Below are 14,206 nucleotides of genomic sequence, written 5' to 3' on the forward strand. Positions count from 1 at the left end.
CAAGAAAAAATCTATTCGCTACGTAAAGACTTGACCGGATTCATCAACGCCGTAGCAACTGTTTTGCTGCCAATGGATATGAGTACCAACACCATGACCAACAGGGCAGGAGCGGAAAAAAGCCACCAGCTCAGTTCAATGCGGACAGCGTAATGCGCCAGCCAGTTTTTGACCAGCAAGAATGTGATCGGTAAGCCGATGAGTATGGCTATAGATACAGTCCTGATAAAATCTTTGGACAACAAAAGCATCAGGCTTGTGGTGCTTGCCCCAATTACTTTGCGGATCCCGATTTCCTTGGTTCTCTTTGAGACAGTAAAAGTTGCAAGTCCGAACAGGCCGAAGCAGGAGATCAGGATGGCAAAGCCGGTTAATGCGCCGAAAACCTGCTGGAAGCGGTCGTCGGATTTATACTGTTTGTCGTATTCGCTGTCTAAAAAGAAATAGCTGAATGGTGCGTAAGGGAAGTTGGCCTCGTAAACCTTTTTCAATGAAGCAAGTTGCTCATCCGCATTTCCCGCCGTGAATTTCACACTTGCAAATGAACGGAAGTGCGGAGAATACAGGTGGATGATTGGAATGTGGGCGGCTTTTGGTGATTCGTAATGATAATTTTTGACAACGCCCCGGATGGTTGCTTTGTGTCCCCACATATCAACACCCTTACCGATTGCCGCTTCGGGCGTCGCAATCCCCCAAAGCCGGATGGTTTCCTCATTGACGATCAGCTGCCGGTTGATGGTGTCCGAAAAACCGTGAATTGTCATCGCATCGAAGTTTTTTCCAGCGAGCAGTTTAATGCCCATTACATTGAAAAACGAAGTGTCAGCCTCCGTAATATAGTAATTGTAGTACGTTTTCTTAGCGGCCCCGGACAGATTCAGTCCAGTCGTCGTTCCCATTTGCGTCGATCCCAGACCTGGCACAGTTCCCGAAAATGAAACCGATTTGACATTGGACTGGTCAAGCAGCATTTGCCTGAACGCGCCATTGTCCTTATGCGCATCATTTGCCACCGGAGCTTCAACTACGAGTGTATGGTCCATGTTGAGGCCCAGGTTTTGCTGCCTCAAAAACTTCACCTGCTGGTATACGGCAAACGTTTGCACAAGCAGGATGATCGTGACTGTAAATTGAAAAACAACCAAGGCTTTGCGCAAGAATACGCCTTTCGCTGAACGAGAGAACTGCCCTTTCAGCACAGCGGCCGGATCAAACGAAGAGAGAACAAAGGCCGGGTAAAAGCCCGATAAAGAAATACTCAATAACAGGAATGTCCCGAGACTCTCCCAAAAAAAAGCATCTTCAAAAACAACAAAACCCTCGGGTAGCCCCGCCATCTCAATAAATACCGAAGAAAAAGCTGCTACCAGCACAACCGCCACAAGTCCCGCCAGCACATTGATGAGCACGGCTTCCATGAAAATTTGTGTCCTTATCTGACCACTCGTTGAACCAACCACTTTACGCATGCCAATTTCCCGCGCGCGGTCAAGCGCTTTGGAGGTGGTAAGATTTACATAGTTTACAAAAGCAGTCAGTAACACAAGAAATGCTACTCCCAGCAGAAAATACACCGACTGCGCGTCGCCGCCCGGTTCGGTCTCATAAGTCTTGTTAGAATGCAGGTGAACATCGCTGATCTTCTGCGCAACGACCCGCTCATTAACTATCTTCTTTTCGTTGACCAGCCGGTCACTGAACGCAGCCAGCGATTTTGTAAATGCTTCGTAAGTCGTATTTGTGTCCAGTTGAAGATAAGTGTATGTGTTATTGTTGTTCCAATTATCATCCGATTCGCCAAAATCCGACACCATGGTCGGATAAGATACAATCATATCGAATTTAAGGTGCGTGTTTGCGGGGCTGTTTGGCACCACGCCAACCACTTCCAGCAGAACAGTGCCATTTCTCCGCGGTAACTTTAATGTTTTGCCGAGAATGTCAAGTGTCTTGAAATAAGCCAGCGCCAACGATTCTGTCAGGACAACCTGCCGCGGTTTGGTAAAAAGATCTTTCCGGCTGCCCCTGAGCAGCGGATAATGGAACATTGAAAAAAAGGCCGAATCGACCGCGTAGACATTGTTTACCAGATAATATTTATCGTCCAGCTGGACAGTCACATTGGGTTTCCGCAACGGATAAGCACGCGTGAAATTGACAACCTCGTTCATTTCGCGCATCGCCCTGGGCCCGACCGGCGGATACATCTCAGCATCCTGCGCATCCAATGCGCCATTGTTCAGGTAATCCATAGAGATCCGCACGACCTGCTCCGACAGCGGATAAGATTTTTCGTAGCTTAATTCAAAGCGAACATACTGAATGATCAGCAACGCCACGGCCAAACCAGTGGCCAGACCCACGACATTAATAAGTGTAAACGTGTTGTCCTTCCTGATAATCCGAAGGGCGATTTTGAGGTAGTTTGTAAGCATGTTTTTCTGCTTTTGAATGTGTTTTTTAATTGCCTTCGTTGCCGGCTTGCCCGGATGTCCAATTAATTATATCAGGATACAAATCGGCAACAGTCTGACCCGGCTTTCTGTTTTTATATAAGCGCAGCAATTGCTGGTTAAATGCTTTGAATTGCTGAAAACCGCGCGACTCGGTCATGATGTTTTCAATGCGGTCATTGAGTAAAGCAAATGTTTTCTGATCAAAAATATCTGAATAAAATAATGTAACTAATCCGTAATTCATGTACTCTTCAAAACACACCAGTGCATTATTATATCCTGCGGAAGGTTTGCCGGGAGTGACCCAGTTGGACAAATCTTTGAATGAATTATGAATGGCTTTTTCATGCTTCTCTGCTTCGGGGTTCAGGTAAGCATGATTAATTTCGGTAAATGCAATCATCATCCGCTGACCTTTCAAAACTCCGGCAGGTTGAGCTTTATCTTTCCCACTAATAAAAGGAAAATTGACATGTGCTTGTGCCTCTGTAAAACCATTATCCGTTAAAGAACTGGCAGATTGGTTCCATCCGACCAAAGGAGAAAAGATCACTTTGATAGCGGAATTCTTAATGGCTGGAAATTCGCGTGTAAGCCATTTTTTCATGCCGGATACATCAACGTTATCCGTGTAATCTTTTTTCAACCCGGTATAATAAGGCAATTGCTTCTTGTAAAATGCACGAAATCCGGATTTGCTGGCAAATGCTTCCAAAACTGGAATGTAAGGATCCAATTCGTTCTTTTCGCCAGATGCTATTCGATCATAAATGCCTCCGTTTACGATTTTATCACCAGAGAAGATATACGCATAACTGTCCATTTTTAAATGTAGATAAAAGAATTCCGGCGAGAGCTGCAACAGCGAATCGACTGACCGTACAGCTGCTTCCTGCTTATACGCAGTAAAATGGGTGATCACGTTTTTATAATAGTCCGTGTCTTTATAAATGGCATTCGTTTCTCCGTATCGGGTGAGGGCAATGATGATATTTACCAACTCATATACTTCCGGAATTTCAGTAGAAGTTTTACCCTCATTTTTTACTTTATATGCATCACTGAAGGACGCAGGTTTGACTAATTTTTGTATTGAAAAAACGCACGTAACTGTGTCTCCCTGGGTTTCTCTGACAATTTTAAATACACTATTCTTTTTAGGTTTCAGCACCATTAATATGGAATCCGATTTTGATACCAGCTTGAATACGGACGAATCCTGCGGTACAACGAAAACGTAACTGAAATGCGGACCAAGTTTATTTATACCATTGAAATCATCCCGTTGACCATCCAGGTACATGATTAAATTATCCGAAGATGCATGCAAAATGGGCACTGGATTGTGCTGTGCTAGAGCAGTGAATTTAGTTAAGCAAATGAATACGAAAACACGGATTAGCTTCATTTTTAAATATAGAAATATGACAAAACAATTAACGGTTTATTTAAATGATTGTAAAATACCCGCTGCTAGATACTATTCATTTTTGAGTGATTTCACAGGATTCATAAGCGCTGCTCTGATGCTTTGGAAACTAACGGTAATTAAGGCAATGCTTACCGCTAATGTTCCGGCCAGGACAAAAACCCACCATTGGATTTCAACCCGGTAATTGAAGCCTTGCAGCCAGCGACTCATCATGTACCATGCAATAGGAGAGGCGATCAGGATGGCAAATAATACGGGTTTTAAAAAATCACCCGAGAGCAACGTTACTATGCTTTTTACAGATGCGCCCAGCACTTTCCGGACGCCGATTTCTTTGGTACGCTGCTCGGCCATAAATGTCGCCAGACCGAACAAGCCCAGACACGAAATGAATATGGCAATGGTTGTAAACGTTGTAAAAAGCGCCTGTGTCCGTTGTTCTGCACGGTACATTGCATCAAAACTTTCATTCAGAAAAGAATATTCAAACGGCTGACCGGGTGCGATTTTCTTCCATTTATTTTCCAATGCGGATATTGAAGCGGATATATCCGATGTTTCCAGTCGCAGCGACACGGCATCAATGCTTTTGCCGGAGACAATATCAGCATCCAGCATGAAGCACAACGGTTCTATTCGGGTTCGCAACGATTCGTAATGAAAATCTCTGACGACACCCACAATTGTTAATCTTTCACCGCCTTGCTTGTGAATGCTTTTTCCAATGGGTTCTTTGTAGCCAAGCTGTTTCGCGGCAGTTTCGTTGATCACGACGCGGGATGAATCAGCCGCCTGGCTTTTCATGAAATTACGACCTTGAATCAACATCATTTTGTACGTTGCCAAGTAATCTTCATCAACTTCCCACTCCTGCATGGGTACCGAATACTTTTGGTCAGTCTGGCCCTCAGGATACCAGTAGTCGCCGTTCCGTTTGGAGGTTACGGGCAGAAAACTGCTGATACTCGCCGCCTTGACCTGTTCATCCTGCAAAGCAATTTCCTTAAAAGTGCGAAGCCGGTTTTCCGGCACTTCGGGTGTATTCAGGATAATTACCTGTTCTTTTCCATAGCCCACGTTTTTGCTTTGAATAAATTGCAGCTGCTGGTTAATCAGTAAAGTCGCGATGATCAGGATCACTGACATCGAAAATTGAAATACGACCAACGAACTGCGCAGGCTTTGCCTTTTCGGATGTGAGCCGGAACCGTTTTTGATGGCGGCTGCCGGCTGAAAAGAGGAAATATAAAAGGCAGGATATATTCCGGCCAATAAGCCAACAGCAACTGCGCCCAGGAATACAATGAAAGCAACCGGCATCGTTGTGAATTCCGAGACCAACAAACTTTCGCCGGTCAATGAATTGAAAACAGGCAGCAGGCTTACCAAGCTTCCAATCGCAACGAGCATTGAGATAAATGCGATCAGCATGGACTCAGACAAAAACTGATATATCAAACCAATGCGATTAGACCCCAACACTTTCCGGACACCGATTTCCCGTGCACGTTTGATGGATCGGGCCGTTGTTAAATTGATGAAATTCACAACCGCGATCAGCAGGATGAAAAGGGCGATGCCAGTGAAAATATAAATATATTCGATGCTGCCATTCGGCATCAGTTCACCGGCTCTGTTGGAATGTAAGTGAATGTCTGTGAGTGGGATCAGCGAATACCGGAAGTAGTTGCCTTGCTTGCGTGCTTCGGCTAATGTTGTGTTGAAAAAACGTCGTAAGGCAGGGTCAAGATAGGTTTGCAATACTTTCTCAAATTTAGCTTCGACGGCTTCTGGACTGGTTCCGGGTTTGAGCAGAATGTAGGTGTTAAAAATATGGTTTCCCCATTTGTCTGCTTTCGCGTCCCTGGTCTCCCAAAGTGGCAGAATGAAGTCGGCCTGGAAATGTGATTGTGCTGGAATGTCGCCGATGACAGCCGTTACTTGCCTGGACTCGTTGTTATTGAAAGTCAAAACTTTATTCAAGGCATGGACTGTCCCAAAATACTTTCTGGCCATTCGCTCGGTAATAACAACTGAATTGGGTTTTGCTAAGGCTGTTGTTGGGCTGCCCGACAGCATTTTTAATGTAAAGACACGGAATAAAGTAGAATCTGCAAGCAAAATAGCCTGTTCACGAACATTGTCGCGTGTGCTTTTTACCAGACAGTTCTGATTTTTGCTCAACCTGACAGCCTCTTCCACTTCCGGGAATTCTCTTTTCAAAGTTGCACCCAGCGGGGTAGGAGCGGCGGCCGTTTGCAGGCCTTGCAATGAGAAGCTAACGTCGCTGTTTACTCGGTATATACGGTCTGAATTTTCATTGTAGCGGTCGAAATTCAGCTCATTTTTGATATACAAACCGATAAAGAGCGCGATCGTCAATGCGGTGGCTAACCCGGTAACCGTAATTGCAGAGTACCATTTGTTTTGGATCAGGCTCCGCAGCGCCATTTTGATATAATTTCGTAGCAATCGCGTGGGTCGGTTAGGTTGGTCAGTATTCCTGATTGCCAGGTCAAGTATTATGCCATCGCGATAATCATCGATTCTATGTTGTAAAGCGCATTGCTGCCAAAGAATTTGTCCGATTTCGGACAGTGCCGGATATGAATGTCCGTATTGAGCATTTGATCCGAAATAGGAATGCTCTCACGAATGAAAGCATTTCAGTGGCTGGCAACAGAACCCTTCGCTTCAATAGTTTTCATCATTTTAGTATTTAATAACATGATGTGACTTTTGGTGATGTCGCTTCGTTATAAAACCAATCAGGATAAATGATGACTCTACAGTTCAAGCAAACATACAGTGTCCCATGTTGTATTGTGCTCCTGCTCATTTTCAAAAGCTGCATTGTGCCGTTTTCGCCTCCCGAGGTGAGCCTGGACGAGCAATATCTTGTAGTTGACGGTTTTTTCAATGTGGGCGGCAATGACACCAGCCGCATTGAACTGCGCAGGACACAAAATGTGAACCAGACGGAGCAGCCGATCATTGAGACAGGTGCTTCCCTGATGGTGGAGGGAGAGACCGGGACAAATTATGAATTTGTTGAAGCTGCCGCCGGAATGTATGTGCTGCCGCCGGCTGCATTCAACATGCGCGATAAGTACCGGATCAGGATTCAAACAGACAACGGACAGGAATATGTGTCGGATTTCGTATCCGTTAGTGTCACGCCGGTAATTGATAGCGTTACCTATAAGTTGGATGCGGTCCGCGATGCAATGATATTTTATGTCAATGCACACGACGGGCAGAACAAGACACAGTTTTACCGCTGGAAGTTTGATGAAACGTGGGAGTACGAGTCTACCTATTCGTCGGCTCTGGAAATTGTGGATAGTCAGATCGTGTCCCGGCGGGAGAACATTACCAAGTGCTGGGGGAATAAAAAGAGCGGCAGCATTTTACTGGGAAGTACGGTTCGGCTTAGTGAGGATATCATTAAAAATCTTCCCTTAAACACGGTCCCTGTATCCTCCAATAAGCTTTTCAGAAAATACAGCATTTTGGTTAAACAATATGGTTTGTCCCGGGAAGCATTTGAATACTGGACAGAGCTTTCCAAATCGACACAACTCACAGGAGGTTTGTTTGATCCGCAGCCAGGGCAGGTGACCGGAAACATCAAAAACATTTCTGATCCCAAAAACCTTGTATTCGGTTATTTCAGCGCATCCACCGAGGAAACCAAAAGAGTGACCATCAGCCCGAGCTTGGGCAGGTTTCCAAGATGCACGGAACCTGACACCATCCCGGTTCAATGCACCAGATTTCCTGATGATCCCTGCGCATTCAACACGCAAAAACTCCTGCTGACCTATTGGGGCCCGCGCTCGGATTACGTCCTTGTAGCCACTCCCGAATGCACAGACTGCCGCACAGCCGGTGGCACCACGAAGAAGCCTGCATTCTGGTAATGGATTCAAATTCTTAAACCAAATCAATGATTTTATACTATTTACTTCCCTGGGATACACAGAATTTTGTGTAAAAAAGGAAAGTAAAAAATGAAAACAACTCAAAACATGGAAATCGAAGTTGCCTTTCAACTTCGGAAAAAGTATAAGACTATCAATGGGCTGCGAACGGCTTACCTGGACTATGGCAAAGGTGATCCCATTATTTTTCTTCACGGCAACCCAACGTCAAGCTATATCTGGCGAAATGTTCTTCCATATCTACAGGATCTGGGACGGTGCATTGCTCCTGACCTGCCGGGCATGGGAGATTCGGGACATTTCAGCAATGCCTCGGATTATAATTTTGCTAATAACATGATGCATCTGGATATGCTTTTCAGCACGCTCGGCATTCATGAAAATGTCATTTTTGTGGCGCATGACTGGGGCTCAGTGCTTGCTTTTGACTGGGCAAGAAAACATCCCGGTGCTGTGAAAGGGATCGTATATATGGAAGCCATTACCAAGCCGCGGACATGGGACGAAGTGCCCGGTGCAGCACGCGAAACTTTTCAAAAACTGCGGACAAGTGAAGGCGAAGAAATGGTGCTGATGAAGAACTCATTCATAGAGTTTAATTTACCAAAAACGATCCTGCGCACATTGTCGAACGATGAAATGGCGGAATACCGTCGCCCATTTTCTGAGCCCGGTGAAGGCAGGCGGGCCATGCTTGCCTGGGCCAGACAATTGCCTCTCGGCGGTGAACCGGCGCATATGATCAGCATTGTAATTGAAAACAGCAGCTGGCTGGAAAAAAGCAGTATCCCCAAACTATTTATTGAGGCAACACCCGGCACATTGGCGGAAGCGGAAAAGCAGGCCTGTTTGTCCTGGCCAAATCAAACCCATATCACGGTTAAAGGACACCATAACTTACAGGAAGATTCCGCTGCGGATATAGGCATCGCTATTTCGGAATGGTTGCGGAAAGTTTTGTAAGTCAGTACATTTGCATCTTAGCTATGAAAACATTTGAACCTGCCTCCTGTCTGAGCCCGTTCATCAGGGCGTTTGTGGTTGTGGAAAGCAACGGCTCCTTTGCGAACCGTTTGTTGCCAGATACTTCTGTTGTAGCAGCCATCCGCTTGCAGGGGCATGTACATTATCGGGAGCAGAATGGAAACAATTGCCTCCCTATGCTGTCGCTATCCGGACTGAGAAAATCTTTCAGGATTGCTGAATACGGCCAAAACAGTGCTAATATTCTTGTCCAGTTCAAAGAAGGCGGCGCTGCTGCCTTCTTCCATTTGCCAATTCACGAACTGTTCGAACTGAATGTCGCACTAGATCACTTTTTCAAGCACTCCGAATTAATGTTTTTGCAAGAACAGCTGGAAGCAGCTGAATCCATTCAAGGCAAAGTCAATGTTGTGCAGCGGTTTTTCATTGCAAGGATTCGGGGTCAAAAAAACGATCTGCTCATTAAGCACTCCGTTGAAAAGATAAAAGCTGCAAAAGGAATTCTTAGTGTGAAAGAACTGTCCGACAACCTGCACGTTAGTTTAGATGTTTTTGAAAAAAGGTTTCGAAAGACTGTCGGGACAACGCCCAAGCAATTTGCTGATATAGTCCGTATGAAAGTGCTCATCGGGCAGGCAACGGCAAATAAGCCGCTTCTTGATTTAGCACTGGATGCAGGTTTCTTCGACCAATCCCACTTTATCAAAAACTTCAAAACGTTCACCGGGCAGACGCCGAAAGAATTTTTCAATGCAGGAAGACACTCCGGTTAATTCTGCTTTTCTTTTTGAAGATGTATTAATGGTTTGTAACTTCCTATAACTATTTTTGGCATAAATAATCAACCTGCTTAATGAGGCTATCTTCAAACCTGTATGCAAGCTTGCTCGGATGTCTTGCCATTGCTCTGACATCTTGTGAAGGAACACTTATGGAATCTGAAAAGACGTATAATCTGGACGTTCTCAGGCCCGATCGTGATACGTCGTTCGTAATCCAAAACAGAAAAGCGCCCACATTTATCGAATTTTCGTTTGAAGGGGAGCTGTCTCACAGCGCCGCAATTCATTGGTCCTCAGATCCCAGGTTTGAATCTAAAACGGAAATACTAATTCCTGCCGGGAAGCTCGGCCAGCCTGAGGCCAGGAATGACTATTACAGTCAGCGGGTTTATATAAATTATAAATCCCTGAATGACTCAACGTCTGGAAAGCTTCGGATAAAAGTAAAAATCTGATGATCTGATTACAGCAGCACAGCAGGCCCGGACGCAAGCGGACTTTCAGCTTGCAAACCCACTACATTCAACGCTTTTTGCTTGTAGCTGGCCAGTTTTGCTTTGGCAATGGCGGGTTCTCTGATCATGCTTAAATAGAAATAGGCGCCATCCAGGATCGTAAATATAAGATCGGCACATTCGTAAGGGTTTTCAACTGAAAGGCTGCCGTCTTCATTACATGCGTCAATCAATTCGCAAAGCTTGTGTCTGAGGCTTTCCAGCAGCGATTTATATCTCGTTTTAATTTTCTCGTCTCTGAACGATAGCGCATAGCAACTGTAAAAAAGCCCGTCGTCAAATAATGTGTCCCATTTTTTTGAAAAAAGATTATCGATCACTTTCAGCAGAATGGTTTTCGAATTCTTGGCAGATTTTCCCGGCACCTTGAAAATCGGCGTGTAGCGGTCAAGAATGAAGTCGATCAGTGCGTAGCTCAGCTCTTCTTTATTTTGAAAATAATGAATGATAAGGCTCGGGTTCACATCCATCTCCTTGGCTATCTTGGCGATAGATGTATTTTCGAGTCCCTCTATCTTTGCCAGTTTATAAAATGCCAGAATAATTTCCTGCTGTCGGGCCCCTTTGAGGCTTTTTCTTCCCATGCCTGAGTTTTGATTTGAATCCGCGATAATACAAAAGAAAAACATTAGAGTAGAATACTGTACTCACGTATTTTTATTGAATGAACGTTCAATCAAAATAATGACAAATTGTTAACATTCTCTTAAAACGTATGTCCTCCTGAATCAGCAATTTTGCAAGAATAAAACGGTCGTTTTCGGCCGTAGTCATCATTTTAACCAAATCATTTGTATGGCGCAAAATCTATCTAAATTGTTTACAAAGCACCGGTCGGTTTGCCTGTTATGGCTGCTGACAGCTTTATTGGGAGGCTCGGCGCTCCAATCCTTTGCGCAGGGCGAGGTGCGGGGAGTGATCAAATCGGCTGACGGCAGCGGCGTGCTGCCCGGCGTGAACGTACTGGTGAAAGGAACGCAGCAAGGAACCGTTTCCGACGGTGAGGGGAAATATGTGCTGCGCGGGTTGCAGCCCGACGCCGTTCTTGTTTTCTCTTTCATTGGCTACAAACCTCAGGAAGCGACGGTGGGCAAAGCAACCGCGCTGGACATTACGCTCGAACTAGATGCGGCAAATTTGAACGAAGTCGTCGTTGTGGGTTATGGCGCCCAGAAAAAGGAAAATCTTTCGGGAGCGGTAGACGTGGTAGACAGCAAAATGCTGGAAGCCAGGCCAATCCAGAATGTAGCCCAGGGTTTGCAAGGCGCAGTTCCCAACCTCAACATTGACTTCGTAAGCGGCGAGCCCGGGCAGGCTCCCAACATCAACATCCGTGGTTTTACTTCCATTAATGGTGGTAACCCGCTGATTTTGGTTGATAATGTGCCGATGGACGCGGCGGAGCTGAGTTTCATTGCGCCTTCGGACATTAAGAGTATTTCGGTTTTGAAAGATGCTTCTTCGGCAGCCATTTACGGAGCGCGTGCGGCCTACGGTGTGATCCTGATCACGACCAAAACCGGTACAGGGGAAAAGATGAGCATCAATTACTCTAACAACTTTTCATTCGGTAAACCCACAGTGCTTCCAAACAAAGTGATTGATCCGTATATATACATGCGTTTGCTTGAAACGTCGACGGATAACACGCCCTGGGACAATGTTAATTACACGGCGAGCCAGTATGCCTGGGCCAAAGACCGCTCAGACAACCCTTCCGGAACGGATCCGATCCGCCTGAATCCGGTCGATAACTCGCTTTATGAATACATGGGTAACACGGACTGGACGAAATATTTCCTGGATAATTTCACCCTTTCCCAGCGTCACAACATTTCGCTTGCAGGGAAGTCGGGTAAGGCAACTTATTATTTATCAGGCGCATATGATTCTCAAAATGGTGCGTTAAAAATTGCGGAGGACAAGTTCGACCGCTACACAACGCGGGGCAAGGTTAACTTCCAGCCTTACAAATGGCTTTCAATAGGAAATAACACTTCCATTGCCTTGACCGAAAGAACAAAACCTTTCCAGCTCTCTATCCAGAGACTTTACGACCTGTTCCCTACGTCGGTGGATAAAAACCCGGACGGAACCTGGGCCAATACGGACGTGGGTAGGGTAGCGGCGCAGCTAATAGAAGGAGGCCGTTCACTTAAAAAGGACAATATGTTTCAGACAACTTTCAATGCGGAAATGTCCTTTTTTGAAGATATGCTGAAATTCAATTCTGATTTCACAACGCGGAGGCAGAACATAAATACTGCTGAGAACCAGTCAAAAGTGCAGATCGGGTATGGCCCTTCGGACATCCGCGAAGAGGGTAACAATGTTGCTTACCGCAGGGCTGATAATGTTAACTACACCGTTTTCAATGCTTATGTGACCTTTAACAAGGCCTTAGGATTTCATCATTTGAATGCCGTAGCAGGTTATAACCAGGAGTCGAACCGCGCTGAGTATTTCGAGGCGCAGAAAGCGGGTGTTATTTCTGCTTCCTTACCGAGCATAGGTTTGGCCACGGGCGAGGCGCTTGTAGGCGAAGGAATCCGCGAGTGGGCGATCCGTGGCGCATTTTACCGTTTGAACTACATTTATAAAGACAAATACATTGTTGAGTTCAATGGTCGTTACGACGGTTCTTCCAAGTTTCCGAAGGACAAGCGTTTTGGTTTCTTCCCGTCGGCATCGGCTGCCTGGAAAGTGGACGGTGAGGAGTTTTGGAAGCCAATGTCGAAGGTTGTAAACCATTTCAAGATCCGTGGATCTTACGGTTTGCTGGGTAACCAGTTCGTGAGCGAATATGGGTACATCGCCAAAATGGGGACGAAAAGAGGTGAATACATTGTCGACGGAAACGTGCCGCAGGTGGTGACGTCAGACACGCTGGTTTCGCCTAACTATACCTGGGAAAAAGTAACTTCTGCCAATATTGGCGCTGATCTTGGGTTTTTTCAGCATAAAATCACGGCTTCATTTGACTATTACAGCCGGGATACAAAAGGAATGCTGACGCAGGGCCGTGACCTTCCGGACGTGCTGGGTGCGCCTGAGCCGAAAGAAAATGCGGCAGACCTGAGAACAAAAGGTTGGGAACTGTCCGTGGGTTATGATGAAGATTTTAATGTAGGCGGAAAAAACCTGCGTTTCAACAGCAAGTTCACATTGGGCGACAGCCGTTCAACCATCACCGGCTTCGACAACCCGAACAAGAATTTGACCCAATATTACAAAGGCATGGAGCTTGGTGAAATGTGGGGACTGAAAAGCGATGGCCTTTTCCAAACACAGGACGAGATCAACAAGCTCGACCAAACGCAGATCATTCCCTGGGGTGCATTGTCGGTTGTGCCGGGCTGGCCTAAATATCAGGACCTGGATGGCAATGGTAAGATCGAAAAAGGGACGACGGTGGATAATGCCAAAGACCTTTCAAGGATCGGTAATGTGACGCCGAGGCTTCGTTTTGGCTTGAATCTGGGCGCAGAATGGAATGGTTTTGATTTCCGCGCATTCTTCCAGGGCATTGGTAAAATGGATTATTACCCACTCAATTATCTTTATTGGGGCTTTTACCAGCAACCTTATGCCGGTGGATATGCGCATTTGCTTGATTTTTACCGCGGCGCGGCTGATAGCGATGTCCTGCGCGGACAACATTCGCAATCCTATATCAATGCCGGCCTGGCCGATGCCAACACCGACGCGAAGTTCCCCGTATTGCAATCCTGGCTTGCAGACAGAAACCTGGGTGAACGGGTGGACCAGTCTCAGGGGCTTGCCATTCCGCAAACACGTTATATGCTGAGCGGCGCTTATGTGAGACTCAAAAACATAACGATCGGTTATACATTCCCGTCGGCAATGCTGCAAAAAATCAAGGTTTCGAGACTGCGCATTTATGCAAGCGGCGAAAACCTGGCGGAGCTTTCGCAGGTAAAAAAGTTCTTTGACCCCGAATCCATCACGGACAATGTGGATAAAGTAGATCCATCGAAAAGGACTTCGAGCGGCTGGGGTTATGCTTATCCGTTTCAGCGGAAATTCTCATTCGGATTGGAACTGCAGTTTTAATTTAAATAAGATCTTA

At 45.8% G+C, this 14,206-nt stretch carries 9 protein-coding genes; 5 read left to right on the plus strand and 4 right to left on the minus strand.

Annotated elements, in window-relative coordinates; all coding sequences use genetic code 11:
• Window positions 1-11 precede the first annotated feature (11 nt).
• The 3 genes from G395_RS0118190 to G395_RS0118200 form a co-directional block, all read right to left on the minus strand.
• On the minus strand, window positions 12-2,438 hold the full coding sequence (locus tag G395_RS0118190; RefSeq protein WP_026631365.1) for an ABC transporter permease: 2,427 nt from the start codon (window positions 2,436-2,438) through the stop codon (window positions 12-14).
• Window positions 2,439-2,463: 25 nt separating this feature from the next.
• Window positions 2,464-3,762, minus strand: a complete 1,299-nt coding sequence (locus tag G395_RS29720; RefSeq protein ID WP_035361749.1) for a DUF4932 domain-containing protein — start codon at window positions 3,760-3,762, stop codon at window positions 2,464-2,466.
• Window positions 3,763-3,939: 177 nt separating this feature from the next.
• Window positions 3,940-6,363 carry an ABC transporter permease gene (locus tag G395_RS0118200; protein WP_026631366.1) on the minus strand — a complete coding sequence of 808 codons (2,424 nt, stop codon included), beginning with the start codon at window positions 6,361-6,363 and terminating at the stop codon, window positions 3,940-3,942.
• Between the two features lie 305 nt (window positions 6,364-6,668).
• On the opposite strand from G395_RS0118200, the gene G395_RS0118210 reads away from it, so the two are divergent.
• The 4 genes from G395_RS0118210 to G395_RS0118225 all read left to right on the plus strand — a co-directional run bounded on the left by G395_RS0118210 (window position 6,669) and on the right by G395_RS0118225 (window position 10,056).
• Window positions 6,669-7,814, plus strand: a complete 1,146-nt coding sequence (locus G395_RS0118210; protein WP_229204211.1) for a DUF4249 domain-containing protein — start codon at window positions 6,669-6,671, stop codon at window positions 7,812-7,814.
• Between the two features lie 90 nt (window positions 7,815-7,904).
• Entirely contained in the window at window positions 7,905-8,798 is an 894-nt protein-coding gene (locus G395_RS0118215; protein WP_211237788.1) for a haloalkane dehalogenase, read from the plus strand.
• A gap of 23 nt (window positions 8,799-8,821) precedes the next feature.
• The gene (locus G395_RS0118220) at window positions 8,822-9,592 is read left to right on the plus strand and encodes a helix-turn-helix transcriptional regulator (RefSeq protein WP_026631369.1); all 771 of its coding nucleotides are present in this window, start codon (window positions 8,822-8,824) and stop codon (window positions 9,590-9,592) included.
• Between the two features lie 80 nt (window positions 9,593-9,672).
• Window positions 9,673-10,056: a hypothetical protein gene (locus tag G395_RS0118225; protein ID WP_157486733.1), complete on the plus strand. Its 384-nt coding sequence runs from the start codon at window positions 9,673-9,675 to the stop codon at window positions 10,054-10,056.
• A gap of 8 nt (window positions 10,057-10,064) precedes the next feature.
• Here G395_RS0118225 and G395_RS0118230 read toward each other — a convergent pair whose 3' ends face one another.
• Complete coding sequence (locus G395_RS0118230; RefSeq protein WP_026631371.1) at window positions 10,065-10,700, minus strand: TetR family transcriptional regulator; 636 nt, start codon at window positions 10,698-10,700, stop codon at window positions 10,065-10,067.
• Window positions 10,701-10,911: 211 nt separating this feature from the next.
• Between G395_RS0118230 and G395_RS0118235 the strand changes: the two genes are divergently transcribed.
• Entirely contained in the window at window positions 10,912-14,190 is a 3,279-nt protein-coding gene (locus tag G395_RS0118235; RefSeq protein ID WP_026631372.1) for a SusC/RagA family TonB-linked outer membrane protein, read from the plus strand.
• Window positions 14,191-14,206 lie beyond the last annotated feature (16 nt).

It is taken from the genome of Dyadobacter alkalitolerans DSM 23607 (genome assembly GCF_000428845.1).
Classification (GTDB): Bacteria; Bacteroidota; Bacteroidia; order Cytophagales; family Spirosomataceae; genus Dyadobacter; species Dyadobacter alkalitolerans.